Source organism: Streptomyces sp. NPDC045026 (assembly GCF_056432625.1).
Map to the genome: position 1 here is coordinate 779323 of NZ_JBWKIS010000001.1, position 23503 is coordinate 802825.

Here is a 23503-nt window from a genome sequence, read left to right on the forward strand (position 1 = left end):
GACGAGGAGTGACCGCCCTCTGGCCACCCCCTTCAGGCTGCTACGCCTACGCCTGCTCCATGAGAACCGCCGAGACCGCCGTGACGCCGGGCGCGGCCGTGAGGAGTGTGCCGAGGGCGGTCTGCTCGGAGCGCTCGCCGGTGGCTTCGATGCCCACGAGCAGGACCTGCCACGGCGCTCGGTCTCTCTTGCCCTCGCCCACGTTCTCGCACTCGACGGCGATGACGTCGCCATCCCGCCGCGTGCGGAAGGTGGCACCCGCGAAGCCATCGACAGCCGGGATCTGAGTGACCGTCACAGTGCCGTCCGCCGGCGCATGGACGCGCAGCGTCACCCCGTGCCCCCAGTCGTACACGGCGCTGTCGTCGCTCTCCCCGAACGGGATCACCGAGCCGGGGCGGGCCAGCAGCGGCAGGCTGTCGAAGCCGTACCGCTCGCGCCGCCAGCCCGGCCCGTCGACCCGCTCGCCCGACAGCAGATGGGTCCAGGTCCCCTCGGGCACGTAGTAGTCGACGGCTCCGTCGGCCGAGAAGACCGGCGCGACGAGGAGGTCGTCGCCGAGCATGTACTGCCGGTCGAGGGTGTGGCATGCCGGGTCCTGGGGGAACTCGAGCAGCATGGCGCGCATCACCGGCGTGCCCCGCTCCTGCGCCTGCTGGGCCGCCCGGAAGAGGTACGGCATGAGTCGGTGCTTGAGCCGGGTGAAGTCGCGGGTGACCGCCACGGCCTCCTCGTCGAAGTCCCACGGCACGCGGTACGACCTGCTGCCGTGCAGTCTGCTGTGCGAGGACAGCAGGCCGAACTGCACCCACCGCTTGAAGACTTCGGGCGTCGGCGTGCCCTCGAAGCCGCCGATGTCGTGGCTCCAGAAGCCGAAGCCGGACAGGCCGAGCGAGAGGCCGCCGCGCAGCGACTCGGCCATCGCCCCGAAGTGGGACTCGCAGTCGCCGCCCCAGTGCACCGGGAACTGCTGCCCGCCCGCGGTCGCCGACCGCGCGAAGAGCACGGCCTCGCCGGCGCCCCGTGCCTCGCTCAGCACCTCGAAGACGGTTTCGTTGTAGAGCTGGGTGTAGTAGTTGTGCATGCGCTCCGGGTCGGAACCGTCGTGCCACACCACGTCCGTCGGAATGCGTTCGCCGAAGTCGGTCTTGAAGCAGTCCACGCCCTGTGCGACAAGCCCGCGCAACTTGCCCGCGTACCACTCCCGCGCCTCAGGGTTGGTGAAGTCGACCAGCGCCATGCCCGCCTGCCACAGGTCCCACTGCCACACATCGCCGTCGGCCCGGCGCACCAGGTAGCCGTGGCGCATGGCCTCCGTGAAGAGCGGGGACTTCTGGCCGATGTACGGGTTGATCCACACCGAGACGCGCAGCCCCTGCTCGTCCTTGAGACGCCGCAGCATGCCCTCCGGGTCCGGGAAGACGTCCGGGTCCCACGTGAAGTCGCACCACTGGTACTCGCGCATCCAGAAGCAGTCGAAGTGGAAGACGCCGAGCGGGATGCCGCGCTCCGACATGCCGCGGACGAACCGGTTGACCGTCTCCTCGTCGTAGGAGGTGGTGAAGGAGGTGGACAGCCACAGCCCGAACGACCAGGCGGGTGGCAGTGCCGGGCGTCCGGTCAGGGCGGTGTAGCGGTCCAGGATGTCCTTGGGCGTCGGGCCGTGGATGACGTAGTACTCCAGCGCCTGGTCCTCGACGCTGAACTGCACCTGCCCCACTGCCTCGGAGCCGATCTCGTACGAGACGTGGCCGGGGTGGTTGACGAAGACGCCGTAGCCCCGGTTGGTGAGGTGGAAGGGGATGTTCTTGTACGCCTGCTCGCTGGCGGTGCCGCCGTCGGCCTGCCAGATGTCCACGGTCTGGCCGTTCCTGGTGAACGGGGTGAAGCGCTCGCCGAGCCCGTAGACCAATTCGCCGACACCCAGCGACAGCTGGGCCAGCGAGTGGTGGTGGCCGTCGCCCGTGAGGGCGAAGCCGGTGCCGCGGGACCCGGCGGAGGTGAGGACGCGGCCCTCGGAGGTGAAGTCCAGGCACCAGGGTGCGGCGGTGTCCACCCTCAGTGACAGCTCTCCGCTGGTCAGCTCCAGCAGGGACCCGTCGCGGGTGATCTTCGTGGTGTGGTCGGGGTCGGTGCGCAGGGCGAAGTCGGGGCCGTGTGCGGCGGCGCCAGCGTGGTGGGTGGAGCGGATGCCGATCACGCCCTCGGCGGGCGACCAGCATTCGACGGTCAGGAGCGGGCTGTTGAGGGTGTGGCCCCGTTCCTCCACCCGCCGGACCGGGGCGTACAGGGTGAGCCTGCCGTCGTCGACGCGCGCCTCTGCGATCTCGGAGGCGTACGACGCCTGGATGCCCTCGCGCATCAGCCAGTAGCCGTCGGTGAACTTCATCGGTGGTCCTTGTCAGCGGTGGTGGCACGGGCGCGGTGGGTGGCGATCAGGTCCCGGAACCAGCGGTAGCTGTCCTTGGGGATGCGCTCCTGGGTGTCGTAGTCGACCCGGACGATGCCGAACCGCTGGCCGTAGCCGCGGGCCCATTCGAAGTTGTCGAGCAGCGACCACACGTAGTAGCCGCGTACGTCGACGCCCGCGCGGATGGCGGCGGAGAGGGCTTCCAGGTGGGTGCGGAGGTAGTCGATCCGGTCGGTGTCGTGGACCCGGCCGTCGTCCGTGACGGTGTCGGCCTCGGCCGAGCCGTTCTCGGTGATGACCAGCGGGGGCAGCTCGGGGTAGCGCTTGGTCAGGTCGACCAGCAGGTCCGTGAAGGTGTGCGGGACGACGGGCCAGCCCATGGTGGTGTGTCGCACGTCGTCGCGCCAGGTCTCGGTGGCCCGGATGTCGACCGCCGTACGGGTCGTTGGTTCGGGGTCGCGGTGCGGTGCGTCGGCGATGGTGATCGGCCGGTAGTAGTTGATGCCGACGAAGTCCAGTGGGGCGGCGATGAGTTCGAGGTCGGCGTCGAGACGGTACGAAGTGTCGAGACGGTACGAGCCGTCGGCCGGCTCGCCCCACGTCTCGGCCTCGTGCTGCGGGTAGCGCCCGGCGAACAGCGGGTCCAGCCACACCTCGTTGTGCAGGGTCTCGGCCCGGCGCACGGCGGCGAGGTCGGCGGGCGAGCCGGGGGTGGCGGGGAGCAGCCGGTCCGGGTTGAGCGTGATCCCGACCTCCCGGGCGCCGGCTTCGCGCAGGGCGCGGACGGCGAGGCCGTGGCCGACGAGGAGGTGGTGGGCGGCGGCCAGCGCGCCGCGGCCTTCCCGTGCGCCGGGGGCGTGGGCGCCCGCCGCGTAGCCGACGAAGGCGCTGCAGAACGGTTCGTTGAGGGTGATCCAGCGGTCCACCCGGTCACCGAGCCGTTCCACGACAAGGCCGGCGTAGTCCGCGAAGCGCTCGGCCGTTTCCCGTACCCGCCAGCCGCCCCGGTCTTCCAGGGCCTGGGGGAGGTCCCAGTGGTAGAGGGTGGTGGCGGGGGAGATCCCGGACGCCAGCAGCTCGTCGACCAGCCGGTCGTAGAAGTCCAGACCGGCAGCGTTGGCCGGTCCTGTGCCGTCGGGCTGGATCCGCGGCCAGGCGACGGAGAAGCGGTAGCTGTCCACGCCGAGGCCGTGCAGCAGGGCCACGTCCTCGCGGTAGCGGTGGTAGTGGTCGCAGGCGACGTCTCCGGTGGCGCCGCCGGCCACGCGTCCGGGCTCGCGGCAGTAGGTGTCCCAGATGGACGGCCCTCTGCCGCCCTCCTCGTACGCCCCTTCGATCTGGTAGCTCGCGGTGGCGGCGCCGAAGAAGAAGCCGTCGGGGAATTCCGGGAATTCGGGGGTGCTCATGCGGCTGAAGCCCTTATCGCTACGCGGTGCCATTACTTGATGGACCCGCCGGTGATCCCGGCGGAGATGTACTTCTGGGCGACGACCAGCAGGATCGCGGCGGGTACCGCGGACAGCACCGCGGTGGCCATGACCGCGCCCCAGTCGCTGACATGCGCGCCGACGAACTGGTAGATGCCCAGCGTGATCGGCTTGACGTCGTCGGTGGTGTTGAGGGTCAGCGCGAACATGAAGTCCGACCAGGCGAACAGGAAGGTGAAGAGCCCGGCAGTGATGAGGGCGTTGCGGCTCATCGGCAGCACGATGCGGACGAACGCGGTGAAGCGGTTGGCGCCGTCGACCATAGCCGCCTCGACGACCTCATTCGGTATGGACACCATGAAGGCCCGCAGCAGCACGATCGCGAACGGCAGGCCGAGCGAGGCGTCCGCGAGGATCAGCCCCAGGTAGGAGTTGACCAGGCCCAGCTCCGCGTACGCGCTGTAGAGGGCGTTGGCGATGACGATGCCCGGCACCATCTGCGTGATCAGTGTGGTGAACACGATGCCCTGGCCGCCGCGCAGCCCGAACTGGGCGAGCCCGTATGCGGCGGGCGCGGCCAGCGCGAGGCACACGGCGACGGCGCCGAGGGCGACGACGAAACTGGTCAGCAGCGAGCCGCCTTGGCTGGAGAACGCCGTGCCGAAGTTCTCCAGACCGGGCGAGGCCGGGAACCACTGGGTCGCGGCCACGCTCGAATCGGGCTGGAGCGCGGTGTTGAGCATCCAGTAGACCGGGAAGAGCAGGACGGCGAGGATCAGCAGCGCGGCGGTCGTGTTCCAGGCGGCCCGCAGGCGAGGACGGTTCGAGGTCGGGTTCACGGTCGGTCACTTCCCCTTGCCGAAGTCGGCGCGGTTGGCCCGCAGGTACAGCACGGCGAAGACCGCGCTGATGAGGATGAGGACGTTGCCCACGACGGCGCCCTGGCCGAAGTCGAGCTGGAGGAACGACAGTTGGTACGTGACGGTGCCCAGGGTCTGCGTGGAGTCCGCGGGCCCGCCCGAGGTCAGTGCCAGGATCAGGTCGAGGATCTTCACCGTGGACATGAAGCCCAGGACGAGGACGACGGTGACCACCGGGCGCAGCATCGGCAGGGTGATGCTGCGGAAGGTCCGCCACGGGCTCGCCCCGTCGAGCGACGCCGCCTCGTACAGCTCGCGCGGAATCTCCTGGAGGCCGCCGTAGAGGATCACCATGTTGAACGGGATGCCGATCCAGATGTTGACCAGGATCGCCGACAGCAGTGCCACGCCCGGGCTGCTCAGCCACGGCACACCGCCCTCGGCCAGGCCGACGGCGTGCAGGGCGCTGTTGAGCATCCCGTGGTCCTGGTCGAGGATGCGCCGCCATACGACGGCGGACACGACCATGGGCACCAGCCAGGGCAGCAGCAGGATCGCGCGGACGAAGCCGGCGAGCCGGAAGCGGCGGGAGAAGAAGACGGCGAGGGCCAGTCCGATGGTGAACTGGCCGAGCAGGGAGCCGGCCGTGAAGAGCGCCGTGTGCCACAGGGAGCCGGCGAACAGTTCGTCGGCGAAGACGGCCCGCCAGTTGTCGAGGCCGTTGAACGGTGCCTCGCCGGTGAAGTACGTCTTGGGCGTGTAGTGCTGGAAGCTCATCAGGATGTTGCGGATGAGCGGGTAGCCGAAGAAGAGGGCCATGTAGGCGAGCGCGGGGGCGACGAAGAGCCACCGGAGCAGACCGCGGCGGCGGGTGCCGGAGCCGGCTTTCGCGGGGGCGGCCGAGGAGCCGGAGGCTTTGGCGGTCGGGGCGGTGGAGGCAAAGGTGCTCATGTCCGGTTCCTCACTTCCCCGTGGAGGCCTGTTGCTGGGCGCGGTGCAGGGCTTGTTCGGGACTGGTCCTGCCGGTCAGCACCGACTGGAAGGCGCCCGCGAGCGCGTCCCCGACCACCGGCCAGCGGGTGCCGACCTCGGCGGTCCGGGAGCGGGCGGTGGTGACCAGGTCGGCGAAGGCGGCGAGCTTGGGGTTCTGCTCGGCGTAGGCCCGCGCGGCGGCGGCCCGGGTGGGTACGTTGTTGACCGACTCGCCCCACTGGAGCTGATTTTTCTGGGAGTTGAGGCAGTTGAGGATCTTCCCCGCGTTCTTCTCGCGGGAACGGTCCTCGTTCTTCGGCACCGCCATCACGGTGCCGCCGATCGGTGGGATCGCGTCCTGTCCCGCCTCGGGAACCGGGATGCGGGCGACCGCCCAGTCCACCTTCTTCTGGGCGTCCAGCACCGGCACCTGCCACGGCCCGTTGATCATCATGGCGGCGCGGCCGGCCACGAACTGGTCGTTGACGTCCTGCTGGTTCCAGTTGACGACGGACTTCGAGGCGGACCCGTCCGAGACCAGGTCCTTCCACAGCTGGAGTGCGGCCTCGCCCTTGCCGTTGTCGAGCTTCGCCTCGTCACCGCCGCCGGACCAGAAGAACGGCAGGAACTGGTACACCCCGTCGGCGTTGGGGCTCGCGCTGAACGCCATCCCGTAGGTGCTGCCGTGGGTGAGCTTTTTCGCGGCGGTCTTCAGCTCGTCCCAGGTGGTGGGCGGTTCGACCCCGGCCTCCTTGAGGAGCTCGGTGTTGTAGATCAGGGCCAGGGAGTTGACGGAGCGCGCGATGCCGTACTGGGTGCCGTCGTATGAGCCGAGGGAGGTGGCGCTGCCGGAGAACCCTGAGGTGTCGACGCCGACTTCCTTCAGCGGGCGCAGGCCCTCGGTCCCGGCGAACTGCGGCAGCTCGGACCCGTCGAGCTCCAGGATGTCGGTGAGCGACTTGGACGAGGCCATCCGGAGCGCTTTGGAGGCGACCTGGTCCGCGGGCACGCTGATCTGCTCGACCTTCAGCCCGAGGGGTCCCGCGCAGCGGTCGAAGAACTTCTGGTTGGCGGTGTGCTCGGCGGTGTCCGTCGCCGAGTTGAGCACGGTGACGGTGTCGGGGGCCGGAGTGGCGGCGCACCCGGTGAGACCCAGCGCCGCGGTCACGGCTACCGCCAGACTTGCGGCTATGGCGGGTGGCAGTCTGCGCTCTGCGCGGGAGTGCACGAGCGGTTCTCCAATCGGGGCTACGGCTCGGGGAGTTGAAGGTCCGGACGTGTGGCTCGGGGGGTTCCGCAGTGGTGCTCGGCGGTGCGGCTGTGGGGCGTTGCGCGCGAATGGCGCCTTGGGTGCGCGGTCCAGGGGCCGCGCGCAGAGGCGACGTTCAGAGATGCGATTTCGGCGGCGCGATGGTGGGCCCGGTCGCCATCTGGGGCGCGATCAGGCGGTGAGGGGGGAGGCCGGGGCCCGGATGGTTCTGGCTCCTATGGCCGGGGGGTGCGCCGGCCATCGCCTTGACCGCGAGTTCGACGACTGCCAAAGACATCTCCGCGACGGGCAGTTCGATACGCGGCAGGAGCCGTCCGCCCAGGTCGTCGGGGAGGGTGCCGACCGGCACGACGGCCAGGTCCTCGGGGACCCGTAGCCCGGCAGTGGCCACCTCGGCAAGCAGGTGGGGGAGGCGGTGCAGGTGCTGGACGACCAGCGCGGTCGGAGCGGGCCGCGCGCCCAGCACCTCGCGCACCCGGCGCCGCAGCACGTCGGGGTCGCCGCTGGAGTGGTGAACGCGGATGTCCGCGCCCGACTCCTTCGCCGCATGCCGGGCACCGTCGAGGCCGTGCACGGCGTAGCCGCGGCGGGCCGCGATCTCGTGGTCGGCCGAGGCGAGGAAGGCGATGTGCCGGTGGCCGGCCGCAGCGGTCTCGCGCAACGCGAGGGCGACGGCGGCCTCCCAGTCGAGGTCGACCCAGGGGAGCGCCGAGTCGTCGTCGCCGCGGCCGAGCAGCGCGGTGGGGAAGCCCAGTTCGCGCATGGCACCGATGCGGGGGTCCTGCTCCTCCACCGCCATGAGGACGGCCGCGTCCGCCAGTCCGCTGCCGGCCACCCGGCGCAGCCCGCCGACCCCGTCCAGGTCGGTCATCAGCAGCAGGTCGTATCCGTGACTGCGGGCGGCATCGCTGACGTCGATGGCGAATCGGCCGTCCACTGCACGGTATTCGCCGGGCACACGGGGGACAGCCATGGCCAGAACGTCGCTACGGGCGCTGCGCAGCGTGCGGGCGCTGGCCCGCGGGTGGTAGCCGAGTTCGGCGATGGCGGCCTGCACCGCGCGCCGGGTGTCCTCGGAGATCTTGCGGGAGCCGCTGAGGACGTAGCTGACGGTGCTGGGCGCGACACCCGCCCGTTCGGCGACGTCTTTGATCGTGGCCATTCCCGCTCCTTTGCGGTCCGGTCCTGGGTCGTTCTGGTTCTGGCCCCTCTGATCGTCGAATCGATTCGACGGACGACGTGCGTGACTGTAGGAGGGTCTGAGCTGGGAGGGCAATACCCCTGCGGCAGATCGTTTTAGTTTGTATATGTGAATCCAGGTGGGGCTTTGGGGTGTCAAGCGAGTCAATTGCCCGCTTTGATCGGCTGAACGATCGAGTACATGAACAACTTTCACTGGTACGAACTCTTGAGGGTCCCGAACGACGGGTGATAGGCCTGTGCCCCGACGACATTTCCCTTCCCTGACACCCGAGTTGTGGGTCGCCGCCGTGCCTACCGGCGCACCCCGCGACGTGCATCCGTCATGCCTGGAGGCGACACCGTTGAGAACTCCCATGTCCAGACGAACCTTCGCCCGACTCGCCGCAGCGCCCGCCGCTGCAGCGCTGGCCGGACTGCGTCCCGGCATCGCGTCGGCTGCGTCCCGGCCCGAAGCTCACCCGGCAGGCTCACGCACCGACAGCGGCCGCACTCACGCCGCGCGAGCCATGCGCCGAGCGGCGGCCTTCATGGACGAGCACGTGTCCTACCGCGGCGCGTACGTCTGGAGCTATCTCCCCGATCTGTCCACCACCTGGGGGGAGATGGAGGCGAAGCGGACCATGTGCTGGGTCCAGCCGCCCGGCACGCCCAGCGTCGGCCACAGCCTCCTCGACGCGTACCACGCCACCGGTGACGAGACCTTCTACCGCGCCGCCGAACGCACAGGCCTCGCCCTCGTCGAAGCCCAACTCCCCGTCGGAGGGTGGAACTACATCCACGACTTCGCGGGCGAGCGCTCCCTGCGCGACTGGTACGCGACCATCGGTGCGAACGGCTGGCGCCTGGAGGAGTTCCAGCACTACTACGGCAACGCCACCTTCGACGACGCCGGCACGTCCACTGCCGCGCAACTGATCCTGCGCCTCTACGCGGAGCGCAGACACCCGAAGTTCAAGGCGTCCCTGAACCGCGTCATCGACTTCATGCTCAAGGCACAGCTGCGCGGAGGCCCGGCCGACGGCGGCTGGCCTCAGCGGTTCCCCGCGTTCTCCGGCGCCGTGAGCGAGATGCCCTGGCCCGAAGAGCGGCCCTCCTGGCTGCCGTCGGACGTCCAGCACGGCATGCAGGACGGCGACTACACCGGCCACGTCACCTTCAATGACGACGTCCTCGGCGAGAACATCAAGTTCCTCCTCATGTGCATATCGGCGCTCGGACGGCGTGACCTGACCCGGCCCGTGCTGCGCGCCATGGCCTGCCTGCACCGGCTGCAGCAGCCCGGACCCCAGGCGGGCTGGGGCCTGCAGCACCTTTCGCACACGGTGGGCGGCCGGCCCGCCGGCGCGCCCGCAAGCGCCCGCTCGTACGAGCCGCGGTCCCTGACCACACACACCACGCAGACCAACATCCGGCAGCTGTTCCACTACTTCAGACTCACCGGCGACCACGACTACCTGCGCCGCGTGCCCGACGCCATCGCCTGGCTGGAGTCCTGCCCGCTCACCGGCGAGCAGAAGGAGGAGAACCCGCTCCTGAAGAACTCCACACACCCGACCTTCGTGGAGCTGGACACCAACCGGCCCCGCTTCGTGCACCGCTTCGGCTCCAACATCCGCAACGGCGCCTACTACTACGACCACGACCACCGCAACACACTCAGCCACTACTCCGGTGGCCGCTCCGTCGACCTCACCGGCCTCAAGTCCACGTACGACGAGCTGATGGCGCTGAGCCGCTCCGAAGTCGCCGATCTGCGCGACCGGTCCCCGCTCACCCCCGGCGGACTGCAGGAGCTTCCGCGCTACTTCAGCGTGCGCGATCTCGACCTCACCGACCTGTTCCGAGGCGCCGACCCGGCCCTGCCCGAGGTGACCGAGGACCAGGCAGGTGCCCTCGTGGACGACCTCGGCGCCAAGGACCACTGGATCACCCCCATCGGCACCACCACCAACCCGTACCTCGGCCCGGCGCCGGCCACGCCGTACGAGGGCACGGCCTACATGAGCAAGCACGTGGGCGACTTGTACGACACCTCGCCGTACGACCCCGCGGCCGCGCCCGCGGAGCCGCCGTACCAGCCGCACGACAGTGCCGAGGGCATCACGACGTCCGCCTACACCGGCAACATGGCCAAGCTCATCGCCTACGTCGCCGACTGAGGCACCCACCCCTCGACGTCCCGCCCGTGGGTCCGCGCCGTCCTCAGAGCGGGACCAGGATCGGTCTCCGGCTCCAGCGAAAGACATGGACCAGGCGCGGATCCACGATCCCGGCGGTCGGGATCTCGCCGTCGAACCACCGGTCCACGCAGGTCCAGTGGTAGGGGTGGCCGAGATACTCGCCGGTCAACCCCTGGACGTCCGCGTACTCCTGCTCCCAGACGTGGGTCCACCGGGACGTGGTGAGTGTCTGGTCCACCCTGCTGAGGGACCAGGCGCGGATGGTGGAGATGTGGTCGGGCATCGCGATGAGATCCGCTTCCAGTCGCCCGACGAGAGCGGTGGGTGTGCCGGGGCGCACCGCGAGGAGCAGTGTCCGCTTCACGCGCGGGCCGAGCAGCGGAACGCACCGCCCACGCACCGGCGCGAGAGCGACCGTGTCGTGTGGCTCCGGCAGCCCGGCCTCCGCAGCGATGGCGGCGGGGGGCCGTTCCGCCGCCACGTCCCAAGTGGCGCCGGTGCCACCGAAACTGCCCGGCAGGTCGGCCGCCGCGGAGCCGCTCACGACGTCGGGTCCGGTGCCCGCCTTGTTGTACGCCTCGATGTTGTCGACCGGCAGCAGAGCCACCCAGCGGGTCATGACGCCACCTCCTGGTGCACGCCGACGGCCGGCTCCAGCACGTGACGATCGCGGTCGAGCGCGATCTCGTCCGTGTACGCCCAGAACGCCGCGACCCGAGGATCGGCGCCGGCCGCGGCTCGCGCAGCGAAGAACGCGCCACTGTCCGGCAGCGACCACAGAATCCGGACCGCCACGGTGTCCGGGCCGGTCCAGGCGCGCCAGACACGTTCCTCGGCCATGCCCCGGCCGAGGGCACCCGGCAGATACTCGGCGCGCCAGCGTCGCAGCCACTCCTCGGCGTCATCACCCGCGAGCACGACGACGTCCAGCACCTGCACCCCGCTCACGACAGCTTCTCCCACACCTCGGCCCGGTACCGATCGATCTGTTCACGCACTGCGTCCAGGCCTCGTGGGCCCGAAAGGCCGTCCGCGCCGCGGATGCGCGGTGCGATGACAAGGCGCGTCGCGCCCGCGTCGACGAAGCCCCGTACCCATGAGGGATCCCCTGCGCGCTCACGGTCGCAGGAACCCGGCCACACCGTGATCTCCACGGCGTCCTCCGCCCTGCCCGCCCCACGCGCGGCTTCGCGCAGCAGGTCGGCCTGGCGGGTGAAGTCCTCCGGAGTGATCGTGTAGGGGAACCAGCCGTCGCCGATCCGGCCCGCGCGGCGGACCGCGGGATCGCTGTTCCCGCCCAGAACGACCGGCACGGCCCCGCCGCCAGGCCGCGGCAGCGAGTGCAGGCCCTCGAAGGAGACGTGCCGCCCCTGGTACGAGGCGGGGCCGTTGCCCCACAGCGCGCGCATCGCGCCTACACACTCCTCGAGCCGTCGCCCGCGATCCTGGTAGGGCACGCCGACAGCGGCGTACTCCTCCTTCTGCCAGCCGATTCCGAGGCCCAGCATCAGCCGCCCGTCGGAGTGCCGGTCGATCGTCGCGGCGCGCTTGGCCAGGACCACAGGGCTGTGCAGAGGGGCGACGATCATCGCCGTGCCGAACCGCAGGGAACGCGAATCCCCGGCCAGGAAGGCGATGGTCTCCAGCGGGTCGGGCATGGGCACAGCGCCCGAACTGCCGGGTATCCGGCCGTCGTCGGAGTACGGATAGAGCGGTTCGTACCGCTCGGCGACGGCCACGTGCTCGACCGTCCACAGTGACTCGACGCCGCACTCTTCGAGCGTGCCCGCGAGGTCGCGGAGGAAGCCGCCCGAGGTGATGAGGCCGTCGGTGAACGGCGCCATCATTCCGAGTCGGAGCATGCCGGGGTCCCCTCACTTCGACACCATCACCACTATGCCTGTTAGAAGTGTTCCTATCAGGAATAGGGAGAGTGGGGAAGGGAGCTGACGGCGCTAGGACTGACGGCAGACCGGTGCGGCCCGCTGGTCAACTGTCCTTGCGGGCCCCGCTGGCCTTGATCCATGCGTGGGGGGCGTAGGCCACCTCAACCCTCGTCGTGGCACGGGGATCTGCCTTCCATACGAGCAGCGCACCGGCGTCGATCGAGTACGAGAACTGGCCATCCTTGCCGTCGACGAAGTGCAGCACCTCGCCTTGGTTCTCCGAGGTCTGACCCTCTTTGCCAAGCACTACGAGATTCACGGACATGGTTCGACGTTACGGCGGGAGCACCGATTTCGCCCGCCGGCTGCAGGCCACGGACCCACTGAGCCCTACGGCGTGACCCCTACCCTCTCCGCCGGCCGACCGCAGTCTCAGCCGCGCTCGCGGAGGTACGCCTCCAGCTCGGCGGCGCCGGTCAGCATCGCCCGCCCGCGCGCGGACAACCGGCCGCGCCAGTCGCACAGTGCGGCCTCCAGCGGCTCGAGCCCGCCGGCCGCCCGCACCTGGGCGATCAGCGGGGCGATCTGCTCCAGCAGGTAGCCGCCCCGCCTGAGTTGATGGGCCAGCCGCGCGTCCCGCACGTCGGCCTCGTCGTAGACGCGGTACCCGGTCAGCGGGTCACGGCGCGGGGTCACCAACCCGGCGTGCTCCCATTTGCGCAGCGTCGCGGGCCGGATTCCGAGCTTGTCCGCCAGCGGCCCGATGAACGTGCCGCCGGACCCGGTCGTCGCGGCCGGATCGGACCCCGCACGGGGCTCCGGCGCCGTGGAGGGCTCCAGATCACCAAGGGCGTTCTCCACGGCCTGGAGGGTCCGGCGGTCGTCGAGGAGCTGGACGTGGCTCTCGTCGATGAGGCGGAACGCCTCCTCGGCCGCGCCCTCGTTCACCGCCCGCATGATCGATGTCGCCGTCCGGTGGCCGTGACCGGGCAACAGGGCGAGGAAAGCGCGCAAAGCCCCCGCGTGCAGCGAGGTATAGGTGCGGTAGCCGTGGGGTGTCCGACCGGCCGCCGGAAGGATGCCGGCCTCCTCGTAGTTCCTGATCGCCTGCGTGGACAGACCGTGCTCGCGTGCCAGATCAACCGGCCTGAGCCGCACACCGCTTTGAAGCTTTGACGCCATGAGCCTGCTGAATCCTGCCGAAATCGCGAAAAACTTTACATCGAAGGTTAAACGATAGCGTTTAAGGCATGGCTACTGACATCAAGGACACTGTCCAGGCCGTCGAGGCGGCTGCCGTCGTGAGGCTGCTTCCGGGACGGCCGCGGCTGCTCGCTCTGGGGGAGCCCACCCACGGCGAGGAGACCCTGCTCGAACTGCGCAACGAGCTGTTCCGGCAGCTCGTCGAGCAGGAGGGCTACCGGACGATCGCGATCGAGAGCGACTGTATGAGGGGCCTGGTGGTGGACGACTACGTGACCATGGGCACGGGCACCCTCGACGACGTCATGGAGCGCGGATTCAGCCACCCTGACCTCGGGCTCGGCGCGTCCGCTGCCAATCGTGAACTCGTGTGCTGGATGCGCGCGTTCAACGAAGGCCGGCCCCCGTCCGAGCGGCTGCGCTTCGCCGGTTTCGACGGCCCGTTGGAGATCACCGGCGCCGAGAGCCCCCGGCAGGCCCTCACCGCACTCCACGGATACCTGTCGGCCCAGGTGGACGCGGACCTGCTTCCCTGCACCGCGGAAACGCTCGACAGCCTGCTCGGCGCCGACGACCGGTGGACCGATTCCGCCGCGATGATGGACCCGTCCCAGTCTGTCGGGCAGTCGGCCGAGGCCGACCGACTGCGGCTGCTTGCCGACGATCTCGTGGCTCTGCTCGATGCGCAGGCACCGCACCTGCCGGCGACCACCTCGCGGGACGACTGCGACCGGGCACGCCTGTACGGACGCACCGCGACCGGCCTGCTGCGCTACCACCGCTGGATGGCCGACACCTCACCGGCCCGCATGACGTGGCTGTGCGCGCTGCGGGATCTGATGATGGCCCACAACCTCCTCGCCCTCGCCGATCGGGGCCCGACGCTCATCCACGCCCACAACTCCCATCTCCAGCGGGAGAAGAGCACGATGCAGATGTGGCAGGGGCCGGTGCAGTGGTGGAGCGCCGGTGCGCTCGTGAGCGCCCGGCTCGGCGAGGGATACGCCTTCGTGGCCACGGCCCTCGGCACGCTCCGGCATCGGGGAGTGGATACCCCGCCGCCGGACACCGTAGAAGGACTCCTGTGCACACTCCCGGAGGACCGCTGTGTCGTCGACGCCCCCCGCCTGGCCGCCGCCCTAGGCGATACTCAGCCGGCCGCCCGCGTGTCCCCCTACTACGGCTACGCCCCCTTTGACCCGGCCCACCTGACCGCAAGTGACGGGATCGTGTTCGTCAAGGACGTCCCCACCCATGTGTTCCCGGAACTCGGGCATTGAGAGGTCCTGGGGGACACCCGCGCCCGCACGGAGTGCTGCCTACCTCGCCAGTCGGGGCAGCAGCGAGGACGCGGCGATGATGCCGAGGGCGGCGGCCAGCGTAAGTACCGCGTAGTCCAGGGGAAGATGGGCGGGTGTGCCCAGCAACAGGCCACGCAGTGCGTCGACTTGGTAGCTGAGCGGGTTGATACGGCTGATCGCCTGGAGCCAGCCTGGCATGAGCGCGATCGGGTAGAGGGCGTTGGACGCGAAGAAGAGCGGCATGGTGATGGCCTGGCCGATGCCCATCAGGCGGTCGCGGGTGAGGACGATGCCGGCGATGGTCATCGACAGGCAGGCGAAGAACGCCGAGCCGAGCACCACCGCGACGGCCACGCCGAGCAGCCGCAGCGGGTTCCAGGTCAGGGCGACGCCGAGGAGCGCCGCGATGACGATCACGACGACGGCCTGGATCAGTGCTTTGACACCGGCGGCGAAGGCCTTGCCCGTGATGAGCGCCGCGCGTGGGGTGGGGGTGACGAGGAGCTTCGTCAGGATGCCCGCGTCCCGCTCCCAGATGATCATGATGCCGTAGAAGATGGCGATGAACATCGCGGACTGGGCGATGATGCCGGGCGCGAGGTAGTCGATATAGGGGATGCCGTGGGTCGGGATCGCCTTGATCCGGGTGAAGGTTTCTCCGAACACCAGCAGCCACAGAGCCGGTTGGACCGCTCGGGTGTACAGCTCCGAACGGTCGTGCCGGAGCTTTTGGAGTTCGACGGCGCACAGGGCGATCACGCGGGCCGGTGCCACGCGCCATCCGGTACGGGCCGTGGGCGGGGTGAGGAGCAGGTCGAACTCGGCCGGGTCAGCCGAGCCTGGACGCGGTGCGGCGGGTGCTGCGGACATCGCGGAAATCACCACCTTCGCTGTCGAGTCCGCGGCCGGCGACGTCGCGGAAGACGTCCTCCAAGGTCGGCCACGGCTCGTCGGATCCGGCGTTCCCGCGCTGCTCGTGCAGGTCGCGCCGGAGTCCGTCGGGCGTGCCGAGAGCGTGCACGCGGCCGCGGTGCATGAGCGCGAGCCGGTCGCAGTGCTGGTCGGCCTCGTCCATGTAGTGGGTCGTGACCAGGACGGTCATGCCGGTGGCGCGTCGGACCGCGTTGATGTGGTCCCAGACGTTGGTCCGCGCGATCGGGTCGAGCCCGATGGTGGGTTCGTCGAGGATCAGCAGACGGGGAGCGCTCACCAGTGCCTGGGCGAGTTCCAGCCGGCGCACCATGCCGCCCGAGTAGGTCTTGGCGAGCCGGTCCGCGGCGTCCGTGAGGTCGACCGCGGCGAGTGCCTGGGACACCCGGCGGCCTCGTTCGCGCCGGGACACGTCGAAGACGCGGGCGAACAGCGTCACGTTCTCCCGCCCCGTCAGGCCGGAGTCGGCGGACAGTTGCTGTGGCACGTACCCAAGGAGCCGGCGGACGGCCATCTGCTCGGTCGCCGCGTCGTGCCCGAACACGGATACGCTGCCGCGCGGCACCGGCAGCAGAGTGGTGATGCAGCGGATCGCGGTGGTCTTGCCGGCGCCGTTGGGTCCGAGCAGTCCGAAGACCTCGCCCTGCCCGACCGTGAGATCGAGGCCGTCCACGGCCCGGGTCTCACCGAACGCGTACTCCAGTTCGCGGCAGCAGACCGCGGGGTCCTCGCTCATGCCCGTGCACCTCCCTGCTCTCCCCGTACTGCGCGGGGCGTTTCACCATCCGTGCGGATGGTGGGCGTTCGGTCCTCGTGCAGGTTGTCGGCGAGCTTGCGCAGGGCCGGCAGCGCGGCGGCGAGCGCGGCCCGGTCCGGCGGGCCGAGCGCCGCCAGTTGCTCCCGCATCAACGTGCTCCGGCGGATCTGCCAGTCGCGCAACCGGGCCGCGGCGGCGGGGGTCGCGTACAGCAGCGCCGACCTGCGGTCCGACGGATCGGTCTCGCGGCGCAGAAAGCCGGCCTTGACCAGTTGGTTGACGAGCGTGGACACGGAGTTCCCGGCGAGCCGCAGTTCCCGCGCGGAGGCCGATACGCCGATGCCGGGCCGGTCGACCACCAGGCGGAGGAGCTCTACCTGGGCGCCGCGCAAGAGCGGCGCGCTCAGACCGTGCCGAAGCCTGCGCCGGGACAGGCGTTGCACGGCGGCGAGTACGTCGGCGAAGGAATCTGCCAGCTCGTCCGTGGCCATGGAACAAGTTTAGCTCTGTGTACGAGCTATTCACAGACCCCGACGGCCTACGGTGGGCGCACGGAGCCTTTCCCCTCTCCAGAAAGCTGAGGCCATGGCCATCGACCCGAATGCACTCCGGGCCCACTTCCCCGCCCTGGACCACGGCCTTGCCTTCTTCGACGGGCCGGGCGGGACGCAGACCCCCCGCCCTGTCGCCGACGCCGTAGCCGCGACACTGACCGGCCCTCTGTCCAACCGGGGGGTAGTCAGCCGCTCCGAGCTCAACGCCGAGCGCGCCGTCACGGACTTCCGCGCCGCCTACGCCGACCTGCTCCATGTGCCCGCCGACGGCGTCGTCCACGGGCGCAGCGCCACCCAGCTGACGTATGACTTCTCCCGGCACCTGGCCAAAGGCTGGAAGGCGGGCGATGAGATCGTCCTCAGCCGCCTCGATCACGACTCCAACGTCCGCCCCTGGGTCCAGGCTGCCGGGCGTGCCGGAGTGACGGTCCGCTGGATCGACATCGACGGCGAGCGTGCGGAACTCGACCTCGGTTCGTTCGAGCGGGCGCTGTCGCCCCGGACGCGCCTTGTCGCCGTCACGGCGGCCTCGAACGTGCTCGGCACCAAGCCGCCGCTGCGCCGGATCGCCGACCGGGCGCACGAGGTCGGCGCCCTCGTGTACGTGGACGGGGTGCACTACACAGCCCACCACCTGGTCGACGTGCCCGCGCTGGGCGCGGACCTGTTCGTCTGCTCCCCGTACAAGTTCCTCGGACCGCACTGCGCGGTGCTCGCGGCAGCGCCCGAACTCCTCGAAACCATCCACCCCGACAAGCTCGAGCCTTCCCCCGACACCGTGCCGGAGCGCTTCGAGTTCGGCACGCTGCCCTACGAGATCCTGGCGGGCGCCACGGCCGCCGTGGACTTCCTCGCGGCGATGGACCCGGGCCCAGGGACCACACGCAGGGAGCGGCTCGCACATGCGCTGGGCTCCCTGCACGAGCACGAGCGGGCGCTGCGCACGAGACTCGAAGACGGGCTACGCGCACTGGGCGACGCCATCACCGTGCACTCGAAGGCGGCCGACCGAACCCCGACCCTTCTGATGACCATCGAAGGCCGCGAGGCCCGCGACGCCCAGGTCCATCTCGCGGCGCGCGACGTCCTGGCCACCGCCGGATCGTTCTACGCCTACGAGACCTTCGCCGCCATGAAACTGGAGAGCCCCGCTCTGCGAGTGGGCTTGGCGCCGTACAACTCCGCCGATGACGTGGACAGGTTGCTCAAGGGTCTTTCGTCGTTCCTGCTCCTCTGACGCGCCTGTCCCGTGGGCGGCCGGCGCGACGGTCAGCGCTCCGGATCGGAGGGCGTGAGCTGGAGGCCGTTCTCCCAGATCTTGTTGAGGGTCGTGACCAGCCGCTCGAAGGGGATGCGCTCGCCCCGCACGAACACCATGTAGGCCATGCGGCTCACCATGACGGACAGGGCGTGTGCCGTGATCAGCGGATCGAGGCTCGTGTCGGCCTCGCCGCTCGCCTGCAGCGCCGAGATCAGCTTGGCGTTGCGGCGGGCGAAGGCGTTGCCGCGCTCGATACGCAGTGCCATGAACTTCTCGTCTACCTGGGCCACTTGCTCGAACAGCCCCATGAGGCGCGCGTTCTTCTTGTACGCGCGCAGGTACTCGCGGTTCGAGGCGTCGATGAGCTGCCGGGTGTCGGTGATGCCGGTGCGCTCGCGCAGGTGCGGGTGGAGCATCTCCTCCTGCACCTGCTCGACTAGCGCCTGGAAGATCTCTTCCTTGCTGTTGAAGTACGTGTAGAAGGACCCGGAGGCGACATGGGCCGCCTTGGAGATGTCCGTGATCCGGGCGTCCAGATATCCGTCGCGTTCGAAAACCTCGCGGGCGGCGGTGATCAGCGCGTTACGAGTCCTGAGACCGCGCGCGCTGCGTGGCGTGATCGGTTGTTTCTGGCCGCCGTCCGCGGCCGGGGTCTGGGCAGCCACTGCGGTCCATCCACTCTTGTTCGATCATGTACATCACCGGTGGCAGCGGATGCTATCAGCCGAGGGTGGAGAGGAACTCCAGGAGCGCGGCGTTCACTTCCGCGGGCCGCTCCTGCTGGATCCAGTGGCCGGCACCGTCGATGACTACGTGTCCACGGAGTTCGGTGAGCACCCGGTCGAGTCCGTGCGCGGGCATGAACTTCCCCACGGGGTCCTTCGACCCGGTGATGAACAGCGACGGCTGTGTGATGAGGCGGCCGTCCAGGTGCTCGGTCAACGTCCAGTTGCGATCGAGGTTGCGGTAGTAGTTGAGGCCACCGGTGAAGCCGGTCTCCTCGAACGTCTTGACGTAATAGGTGAGTTCCTCGTCGCTCAGCCATCGCGGAGGCGGCAACTGGTCGTCGGGCATGGCGGCCCACTTGGCGGAGTAGATCTCCCTCGCGATGAGCGTCCTGCGCACGTTCTGGCTCAGCGCCCGGTCGGCCACGCCCGGTTCCTGGAACCATGCGATGTAGAAGTCGTCGCCGTTGCGTGAGCGCAGGATGGGCAGCGGCGGGGCCGGGGCGCGCGGTGTTGCCGGCACGCTCATCCCCGCCACCGCGCGTACCCGCTCGGGATGGAGCAAGGCCATGTTCCACACCACGGAGGCGCCCCAGTCGTGTCCGACGAAGACGGCGTCGTCCGCGCCGGCGTCGTCGAGGAGTCCGGCCAGGTCGGCGCAGAGCGTCAGGATGTCGTAGGCGTCGACGTCGTCGGGGCGCGAGCTGCCGCCGTATCCGCGCATGTCGGGAACCAGGACGCGGTACCCCGCCGCGGCGAGGGCGGGCACCTGATGCCGCCAGGAGAAGGCCAGCTCGGGAAAGCCGTGACACAGGACCACGGGCGGCCTGTCCGGCCGTGCTTCGCCGTGTTCGAAGACGCGGAGGGTGATGCCGTTGGTCGTGACATCCCGTGCCGCGATGCGCTCCCAGTCGGTGATCGGCATGTGCGTCGAATGCGTCGCCATGTGCTCGGAACTCCTGTCGTTCGCATGCTGCGCTGGCGCAAGGAACTCACGCCGGCAAGGGGGCGTGTCGTAGGTGTTGAACTTGACGTTGAGTTCAAATATACATGAGGCGGGCCCGAGACCTGAACCGCTGACGAGGAGACCACGACGGTGACCGGAAGCATCCAGGCAGCCCAGTCGACGACGGTTCTGGCGGAGCGGCGAGGGCCCGTGCTCGTGCTCACGCTCAACCGCCCGGACCGCCTCAACGCCTGGAACGACGAGTTGGAAGCACGCTACTTCGGTCTCCTCGACCAAGCCGAGGCGGATCCCGGGGTGCGGGCGGTCGTCCTCACCGGAGCGGGCCGCGGATTCTGCGCGGGAGCCGACATGGACGACCTGCGACAGGCCCGCGCGAAAGTGGAGTCGACGGAGGGCTCCCTGCCGGAGAGGGAGCGCCCCCGGTGGTTCCCGCTGACCCTGCGCAAGCCCCTCATCGCGGCCGTCAACGGCGCCGCGGCCGGACTCGGGCTGGTGGAAGCCCTTTACTGCGATATCCGTCTGAGTACACCCGACGCCAAGTTCACGACGGCGTTCGCGCGGCGCGGCCTGATAGCCGAGTACGGCATCGCATGGCTGCTCCCGCGCCTCATCGGCCAGAGCCGGGCCATGGACCTGCTGCTTTCCGGGCGCGTGGTGCGCGGTACGGAGGCGTACGACATGGGTCTGGTCAACAAGGTCGTCGAGGCGGATCAACTCCTGGACGCCGCGGTGGAGTACGCCACCGAACTGGCCACCTGGTCCTCACCCGCATCGATGAGCATCATGAAACGACAAGTGCTCCAAGCCCTCGATTCCGACTTCGTCACGGCTGCCGACGCGGCGGACGCGCTCATGCCGGAGGCCTTCGGCCGAGCCGACTCCGTGGAGGGCGTCGCCAGCTATCTGGAGGGCCGCGCGCCCGCATTCCGCCCCCTCGACCCCAAGTGAGCCCGGAAGGTCGCCCCGCATGGCCAACGCTGCCGCACCAGTCTGGAATCACGCCTCGTCCGCACCCGACCGCATCGCCCTGCGCGGGGAGGACGGCGAGGAATGGACCTACGGCCGGCTCCGCGAGCGCGCCGCCGCCGTCGCGGGCCGCCTGGCGGAACAGGGCGTACGCCCCGGCGACAGAGTCCTGCTCGTCGCGCCCTCGGTGCCCGAGTTCGCTTGCGCCTACTACGGGATCCTCGCCGCCGGAGCCATCGCCGTCACGGCCAACACCATGGCTCCGCACAGGGAGTTGGCGTACGTAGGGGGCGATGCGGGGGTGTCGTTCGTCCTGGGCTGGCACACGATCACTCCGGCGCCGAAGAAGGCTGCTGACGAACTGTCCGTCCCGTACTGGGAGTTGCTGCCAGGCCTCACCCGGACCAGCCTGACCGGGACACCCGCGATCCTGGATGTGCACCCCGCCGAGGACGACGACACCGCCGCTCTCCTCTACACCTCCGGCACCACCGGGCGGCCCAAGGGCGCCCAGCTCACGCACGGCAATCTCAACGCCTGCGCGGCGGTCTTCTGCGACGTGCACGCCATCACCGCCGAGGACCGCGCCGTGACCGGCCTGCCCCTGTTCCACGTCTTCGGGCAGGCGTGCGTGATGGCCACCACGATGCGCGCGGGCGGCAGTCTCACCCTGCTCGAACGCTTCCACCCGTCCGCCATGCTGGCCATGATCCGCCGCGATCACCCCACGTTCATCGCGGGCGTACCCACCATGTGGAACGCCCTTCTGTGCGCGGCCGACGACACCGGCGCCGACTTCACCGGCCTGCGTCTGGCGTCCTCCGGCGGAGCCTCGCTGCCGGTGGAGGTGATGCGCACCTTCGAGAAGCGGTTCGGCTGCACCATCGTCGAGGGATACGGACTGACCGAAACCACCGGCGCCGCCACCTGCCATCTCGCGGGCCGGCCGGCGAAGCCGGGCCGGGTGGGACGGGCCCTGCCCGGCTGCGCCATCTCCGTACGGGACGACGACGGTCATGACCTGCCGCCCGGCCAGGTCGGCGAGGTGCACATCAAGGGCCCCGTCGTGATGAAGGGTTACTGGAACCGCCCCGATGCCACCGCCGAGGCCCTGTGCGACGGGTGGCTGCGCACCGGAGACCTCGGCGCCATGGACGACGACGGAGACCTGCGCATCGTCGACCGCAAGAAGGATCTCGTCATCCGCGGCGGCTACAACGTCTACCCGCGCGAGGTCGAGGAGGTCCTGTACGAACACCCTGACATCGTCGAAGCGGCCGTCATAGGGGTTCCCGACGAGTTCTACGGCGAAGAGGTCGCGGCCGTCATCGCGATACGGCCCGGCGCCCGCCTCGGCGTGGCCGAACTGCGCGCATGGGCCAAGGAACGTCTCTCCGCCTACAAGGTGCCCCACCTGGTCGCCGTAGTGGACGAACTGCCGAAGGGAGCAACTGGGAAGATCCTCAAGCGCGCGATCGATCCGGCGCTGCTGAAGGCGGACGTGGAATGAGTGGGCCCTGCGCGGGCCAGGTCGTCTCTGTGGCAAGGCGGCGAGCCATTGAAGGTGACACCGGATTCAATTACCGTGTAGGGGCCTGAGGAGAGACGGTCGAGCAACCGAACGGGAGAGTTCGTGCAGATCAACGGGAAAGTCGCGATCGTCACGGGAGCGGCGGGCGGCATCGGCGCCGCCATTGCGCAACGCCTCCTCGAACACGACGCTCAAGGCGTCCTGCTGACGGACCTCGACGCCGGCCGCCTCGAGGCGACGGTCGAGCAGCTCGCCGGTTCGCACGGCGAGCGGGTCGGGGGAGTGGCGGGCAACGCGGCGTCGACGGCGGACCTGGAGCGGATCGTCGATGTGGCCGAGGAGCGGTTCGGACCGGTCGACCTGTACTTCGCCAATGCCGGGGTCGGTGGTGGCGCGGGACTCGACGCGAGCGAGGAGGAGTGGAGTCGCGCGCTCGACGTCAATGTGATGGCCCACGTGCGTGCCGCGAAGCTGCTGGTGCCACGCTGGGTGGAGCGCGGCGCCGGCTACTTCTTCAGCACGGCGTCGGCCGCCGGGCTGCTCACGCAGATCGGCTCCGCGACGTACTCCGTCAGCAAGCACGGCGCGGTGGCGTTCGCCGAGTGGCTCTCGGTCACGTACGGGGATCGAGGGGTGCGGGTGAGCTGCCTGTGTCCTCAGGGGGTCGAGACGGAACTGCTCATGGCCGGCACCCGGTCGGACGATCCGGTCGAACGCGCCGCCGCCCGCGCCGTGTTGGACTCGGGAGAGTTGCTGAGGCCGCTCGATGTCGCCGACCGTGTGATGGAGGCGGTCGGCGGCGAACAGTTCCTCGTGCTTCCGCACCCGCAGGTACTCGACTTCTACCGCCACAAGGGCAGTGACTACGACCGGTGGCTTCGCGGCATGCGGCGCTATCAGGAATCAGTGAAGTGACCTGAGGCGGCACATCGATGCCGCGCACCGCCTCGGCCCGGACGGCGACGCCTAGGTGTATTGAGCATGAGCGTTGTTGACACGCGCGGGCCTTGAAGAGGGCGAAGGCCTCCGTGTGTGGTGGAGGTGTCGAATCTTCACCGCACGGAGGCCTTCATGTCCCACCGTAATGCCCGTCTGACCCT

22 protein-coding genes are annotated in these 23503 nt (G+C 69.7%); 6 read left to right on the forward strand and 16 right to left on the reverse strand.

Annotated features, from left to right (window positions below):
* Positions 1 to 46 precede the first annotated feature (46 nt).
* The 6 genes from yicI to AC07EJ_RS03520 all read right to left on the reverse strand — a co-directional run bounded on the left by yicI (position 47) and on the right by AC07EJ_RS03520 (position 8101).
* A complete protein-coding gene (yicI, locus tag AC07EJ_RS03495; protein ID WP_478883647.1) occupies positions 47 to 2389 on the reverse strand; it encodes an alpha-xylosidase in 2343 nt (780 codons plus the stop codon).
* Positions 2386 to 3816, reverse strand: a complete 1431-nt coding sequence (locus AC07EJ_RS03500; RefSeq protein WP_478883648.1) for a GH1 family beta-glucosidase — start codon at positions 3814 to 3816, stop codon at positions 2386 to 2388. Before AC07EJ_RS03500 ends, yicI begins: the two co-directional genes overlap by 4 nt.
* A 32-nt stretch (positions 3817 to 3848) precedes the next feature.
* Entirely contained in the window at positions 3849 to 4676 is an 828-nt protein-coding gene (locus AC07EJ_RS03505; RefSeq protein WP_389479291.1) for a carbohydrate ABC transporter permease, read from the reverse strand.
* A gap of 6 nt (positions 4677 to 4682) precedes the next feature.
* Entirely contained in the window at positions 4683 to 5648 is a 966-nt protein-coding gene (locus AC07EJ_RS03510) for a carbohydrate ABC transporter permease (RefSeq protein WP_389479293.1), read from the reverse strand.
* A 10-nt stretch (positions 5649 to 5658) separates the two neighbouring features.
* Positions 5659 to 6897, reverse strand: coding sequence for a sugar ABC transporter substrate-binding protein (locus tag AC07EJ_RS03515; RefSeq protein WP_389479296.1), 1239 nt, complete (start codon positions 6895 to 6897; stop codon positions 5659 to 5661).
* Positions 6898 to 7054: 157 nt separating this feature from the next.
* On the reverse strand, positions 7055 to 8101 hold the full coding sequence (locus tag AC07EJ_RS03520; protein ID WP_478883649.1) for a LacI family DNA-binding transcriptional regulator: 1047 nt from the start codon (positions 8099 to 8101) through the stop codon (positions 7055 to 7057).
* Positions 8102 to 8495: 394 nt separating this feature from the next.
* On the opposite strand from AC07EJ_RS03520, the gene AC07EJ_RS03525 reads away from it, so the two are divergent.
* Positions 8496 to 10301, forward strand: coding sequence for a pectate lyase (locus tag AC07EJ_RS03525; RefSeq protein WP_389479299.1), 1806 nt, complete (start codon positions 8496 to 8498; stop codon positions 10299 to 10301).
* Positions 10302 to 10344: 43 nt separating this feature from the next.
* On the opposite strand, the gene AC07EJ_RS03530 is transcribed toward AC07EJ_RS03525, so the two are convergent.
* From AC07EJ_RS03530 to AC07EJ_RS03550, 5 genes are all read right to left on the reverse strand, one after another.
* Entirely contained in the window at positions 10345 to 10941 is a 597-nt protein-coding gene (locus AC07EJ_RS03530; RefSeq protein ID WP_389479301.1) for a Dabb family protein, read from the reverse strand.
* Complete coding sequence (locus AC07EJ_RS03535; RefSeq protein WP_389479303.1) at positions 10938 to 11270, reverse strand: hypothetical protein; 333 nt, start codon at positions 11268 to 11270, stop codon at positions 10938 to 10940. The genes AC07EJ_RS03530 and AC07EJ_RS03535 overlap by 4 nt, the downstream gene beginning before the upstream one ends.
* Positions 11267 to 12184 carry an LLM class F420-dependent oxidoreductase gene (locus AC07EJ_RS03540; RefSeq protein ID WP_389479305.1) on the reverse strand — a complete coding sequence of 306 codons (918 nt, stop codon included), beginning with the start codon at positions 12182 to 12184 and terminating at the stop codon, positions 11267 to 11269. The genes AC07EJ_RS03535 and AC07EJ_RS03540 overlap by 4 nt, the downstream gene beginning before the upstream one ends.
* 127 nt (positions 12185 to 12311) lie before the next feature.
* Positions 12312 to 12533 carry a hypothetical protein gene (locus AC07EJ_RS03545; protein WP_389479307.1) on the reverse strand — a complete coding sequence of 74 codons (222 nt, stop codon included), beginning with the start codon at positions 12531 to 12533 and terminating at the stop codon, positions 12312 to 12314.
* Positions 12534 to 12640: 107 nt separating this feature from the next.
* Positions 12641 to 13390, reverse strand: coding sequence for a TioE family transcriptional regulator (locus tag AC07EJ_RS03550; protein ID WP_389479309.1), 750 nt, complete (start codon positions 13388 to 13390; stop codon positions 12641 to 12643).
* 68 nt (positions 13391 to 13458) lie between these two features.
* Here AC07EJ_RS03550 and AC07EJ_RS03555 point away from each other — a divergent pair, with 68 nt between their 5' ends.
* Positions 13459 to 14691, forward strand: coding sequence for an erythromycin esterase family protein (locus AC07EJ_RS03555; RefSeq protein ID WP_478883650.1), 1233 nt, complete (start codon positions 13459 to 13461; stop codon positions 14689 to 14691).
* A 39-nt stretch (positions 14692 to 14730) separates the two neighbouring features.
* Here the strand turns inward: AC07EJ_RS03555 and AC07EJ_RS03560 are convergent, their stop codons facing one another.
* Genes AC07EJ_RS03560 through AC07EJ_RS03570 form a run of 3 tightly spaced genes read right to left on the reverse strand, consistent with a single transcriptional unit; the run spans position 14731 to position 16890 of the window.
* Positions 14731 to 15582, reverse strand: a complete 852-nt coding sequence (locus AC07EJ_RS03560; protein WP_389479313.1) for an ABC transporter permease — start codon at positions 15580 to 15582, stop codon at positions 14731 to 14733.
* Positions 15542 to 16378 (reverse strand): ABC transporter ATP-binding protein, encoded by an 837-nt coding sequence (locus tag AC07EJ_RS03565; RefSeq protein WP_389479316.1) that lies wholly within the window; start codon positions 16376 to 16378, stop codon positions 15542 to 15544. Before AC07EJ_RS03565 ends, AC07EJ_RS03560 begins: the two co-directional genes overlap by 41 nt.
* Positions 16375 to 16890: a MarR family winged helix-turn-helix transcriptional regulator gene (locus AC07EJ_RS03570; protein WP_478883651.1), complete on the reverse strand. Its 516-nt coding sequence runs from the start codon at positions 16888 to 16890 to the stop codon at positions 16375 to 16377. Before AC07EJ_RS03570 ends, AC07EJ_RS03565 begins: the two co-directional genes overlap by 4 nt.
* Positions 16891 to 16984: 94 nt before the next feature.
* Between AC07EJ_RS03570 and AC07EJ_RS03575 the strand changes: the two genes are divergently transcribed.
* Complete coding sequence (locus AC07EJ_RS03575) at positions 16985 to 18190, forward strand: cysteine desulfurase-like protein (RefSeq protein WP_478883652.1); 1206 nt, start codon at positions 16985 to 16987, stop codon at positions 18188 to 18190.
* 32 nt (positions 18191 to 18222) lie between these two features.
* Here AC07EJ_RS03575 and AC07EJ_RS03580 read toward each other — a convergent pair whose 3' ends face one another.
* Positions 18223 to 18879 (reverse strand): TetR/AcrR family transcriptional regulator, encoded by a 657-nt coding sequence (locus AC07EJ_RS03580; RefSeq protein ID WP_389479321.1) that lies wholly within the window; start codon positions 18877 to 18879, stop codon positions 18223 to 18225.
* Positions 18880 to 18934: 55 nt separating this feature from the next.
* Positions 18935 to 19885, reverse strand: coding sequence for an alpha/beta fold hydrolase (locus tag AC07EJ_RS03585; RefSeq protein ID WP_478883653.1), 951 nt, complete (start codon positions 19883 to 19885; stop codon positions 18935 to 18937).
* Positions 19886 to 20035: 150 nt separating this feature from the next.
* Here AC07EJ_RS03585 and AC07EJ_RS03590 point away from each other — a divergent pair, with 150 nt between their 5' ends.
* From AC07EJ_RS03590 to AC07EJ_RS03600, 3 genes are all read left to right on the forward strand, one after another.
* The gene (locus tag AC07EJ_RS03590) at positions 20036 to 20854 is read left to right on the forward strand and encodes an enoyl-CoA hydratase-related protein (RefSeq protein ID WP_389479326.1); all 819 of its coding nucleotides are present in this window, start codon (positions 20036 to 20038) and stop codon (positions 20852 to 20854) included.
* A gap of 19 nt (positions 20855 to 20873) precedes the next feature.
* A complete protein-coding gene (locus tag AC07EJ_RS03595; protein ID WP_478883654.1) occupies positions 20874 to 22382 on the forward strand; it encodes a long-chain-fatty-acid--CoA ligase in 1509 nt (502 codons plus the stop codon).
* Between the two features lie 123 nt (positions 22383 to 22505).
* The gene (locus AC07EJ_RS03600) at positions 22506 to 23318 is read left to right on the forward strand and encodes an SDR family oxidoreductase (RefSeq protein ID WP_389479330.1); all 813 of its coding nucleotides are present in this window, start codon (positions 22506 to 22508) and stop codon (positions 23316 to 23318) included.
* Positions 23319 to 23503 lie beyond the last annotated feature (185 nt).

Bases quoted from the DNA above. Each gene is read 5' to 3' on its own strand.
- yicI (WP_478883647.1), bottom strand. From the start codon at position 2,389: ATGAAGTTCACCGACGGCTACTGGCTGATGCGCGAGGGCATCCAGGCG.
- AC07EJ_RS03500 (WP_478883648.1), bottom strand. From the start codon at position 3,816: ATGAGCACCCCCGAATTCCCGGAATTCCCCGACGGCTTCTTCTTCGGC.
- AC07EJ_RS03510 (WP_389479293.1), bottom strand. From the start codon at position 5,648: ATGAGCACCTTTGCCTCCACCGCCCCGACCGCCAAAGCCTCCGGCTCC.
- AC07EJ_RS03520 (WP_478883649.1), bottom strand. From the start codon at position 8,101: ATGGCCACGATCAAAGACGTCGCCGAACGGGCGGGTGTCGCGCCCAGC.
- AC07EJ_RS03525 (WP_389479299.1), top strand. From the start codon at position 8,496: ATGTCCAGACGAACCTTCGCCCGACTCGCCGCAGCGCCCGCCGCTGCA.
- AC07EJ_RS03530 (WP_389479301.1), bottom strand. From the start codon at position 10,941: ATGACCCGCTGGGTGGCTCTGCTGCCGGTCGACAACATCGAGGCGTAC.
- AC07EJ_RS03540 (WP_389479305.1), bottom strand. From the start codon at position 12,184: ATGCTCCGACTCGGAATGATGGCGCCGTTCACCGACGGCCTCATCACC.
- AC07EJ_RS03545 (WP_389479307.1), bottom strand. From the start codon at position 12,533: ATGTCCGTGAATCTCGTAGTGCTTGGCAAAGAGGGTCAGACCTCGGAG.
- AC07EJ_RS03550 (WP_389479309.1), bottom strand. From the start codon at position 13,390: ATGGCGTCAAAGCTTCAAAGCGGTGTGCGGCTCAGGCCGGTTGATCTG.
- AC07EJ_RS03555 (WP_478883650.1), top strand. From the start codon at position 13,459: ATGGCTACTGACATCAAGGACACTGTCCAGGCCGTCGAGGCGGCTGCC.
- AC07EJ_RS03560 (WP_389479313.1), bottom strand. From the start codon at position 15,582: ATGTCCGCAGCACCCGCCGCACCGCGTCCAGGCTCGGCTGACCCGGCC.
- AC07EJ_RS03565 (WP_389479316.1), bottom strand. From the start codon at position 16,378: ATGAGCGAGGACCCCGCGGTCTGCTGCCGCGAACTGGAGTACGCGTTC.
- AC07EJ_RS03570 (WP_478883651.1), bottom strand. From the start codon at position 16,890: ATGGCCACGGACGAGCTGGCAGATTCCTTCGCCGACGTACTCGCCGCC.
- AC07EJ_RS03575 (WP_478883652.1), top strand. From the start codon at position 16,985: ATGGCCATCGACCCGAATGCACTCCGGGCCCACTTCCCCGCCCTGGAC.
- AC07EJ_RS03585 (WP_478883653.1), bottom strand. From the start codon at position 19,885: ATGGCGACGCATTCGACGCACATGCCGATCACCGACTGGGAGCGCATC.
- AC07EJ_RS03595 (WP_478883654.1), top strand. From the start codon at position 20,874: ATGGCCAACGCTGCCGCACCAGTCTGGAATCACGCCTCGTCCGCACCC.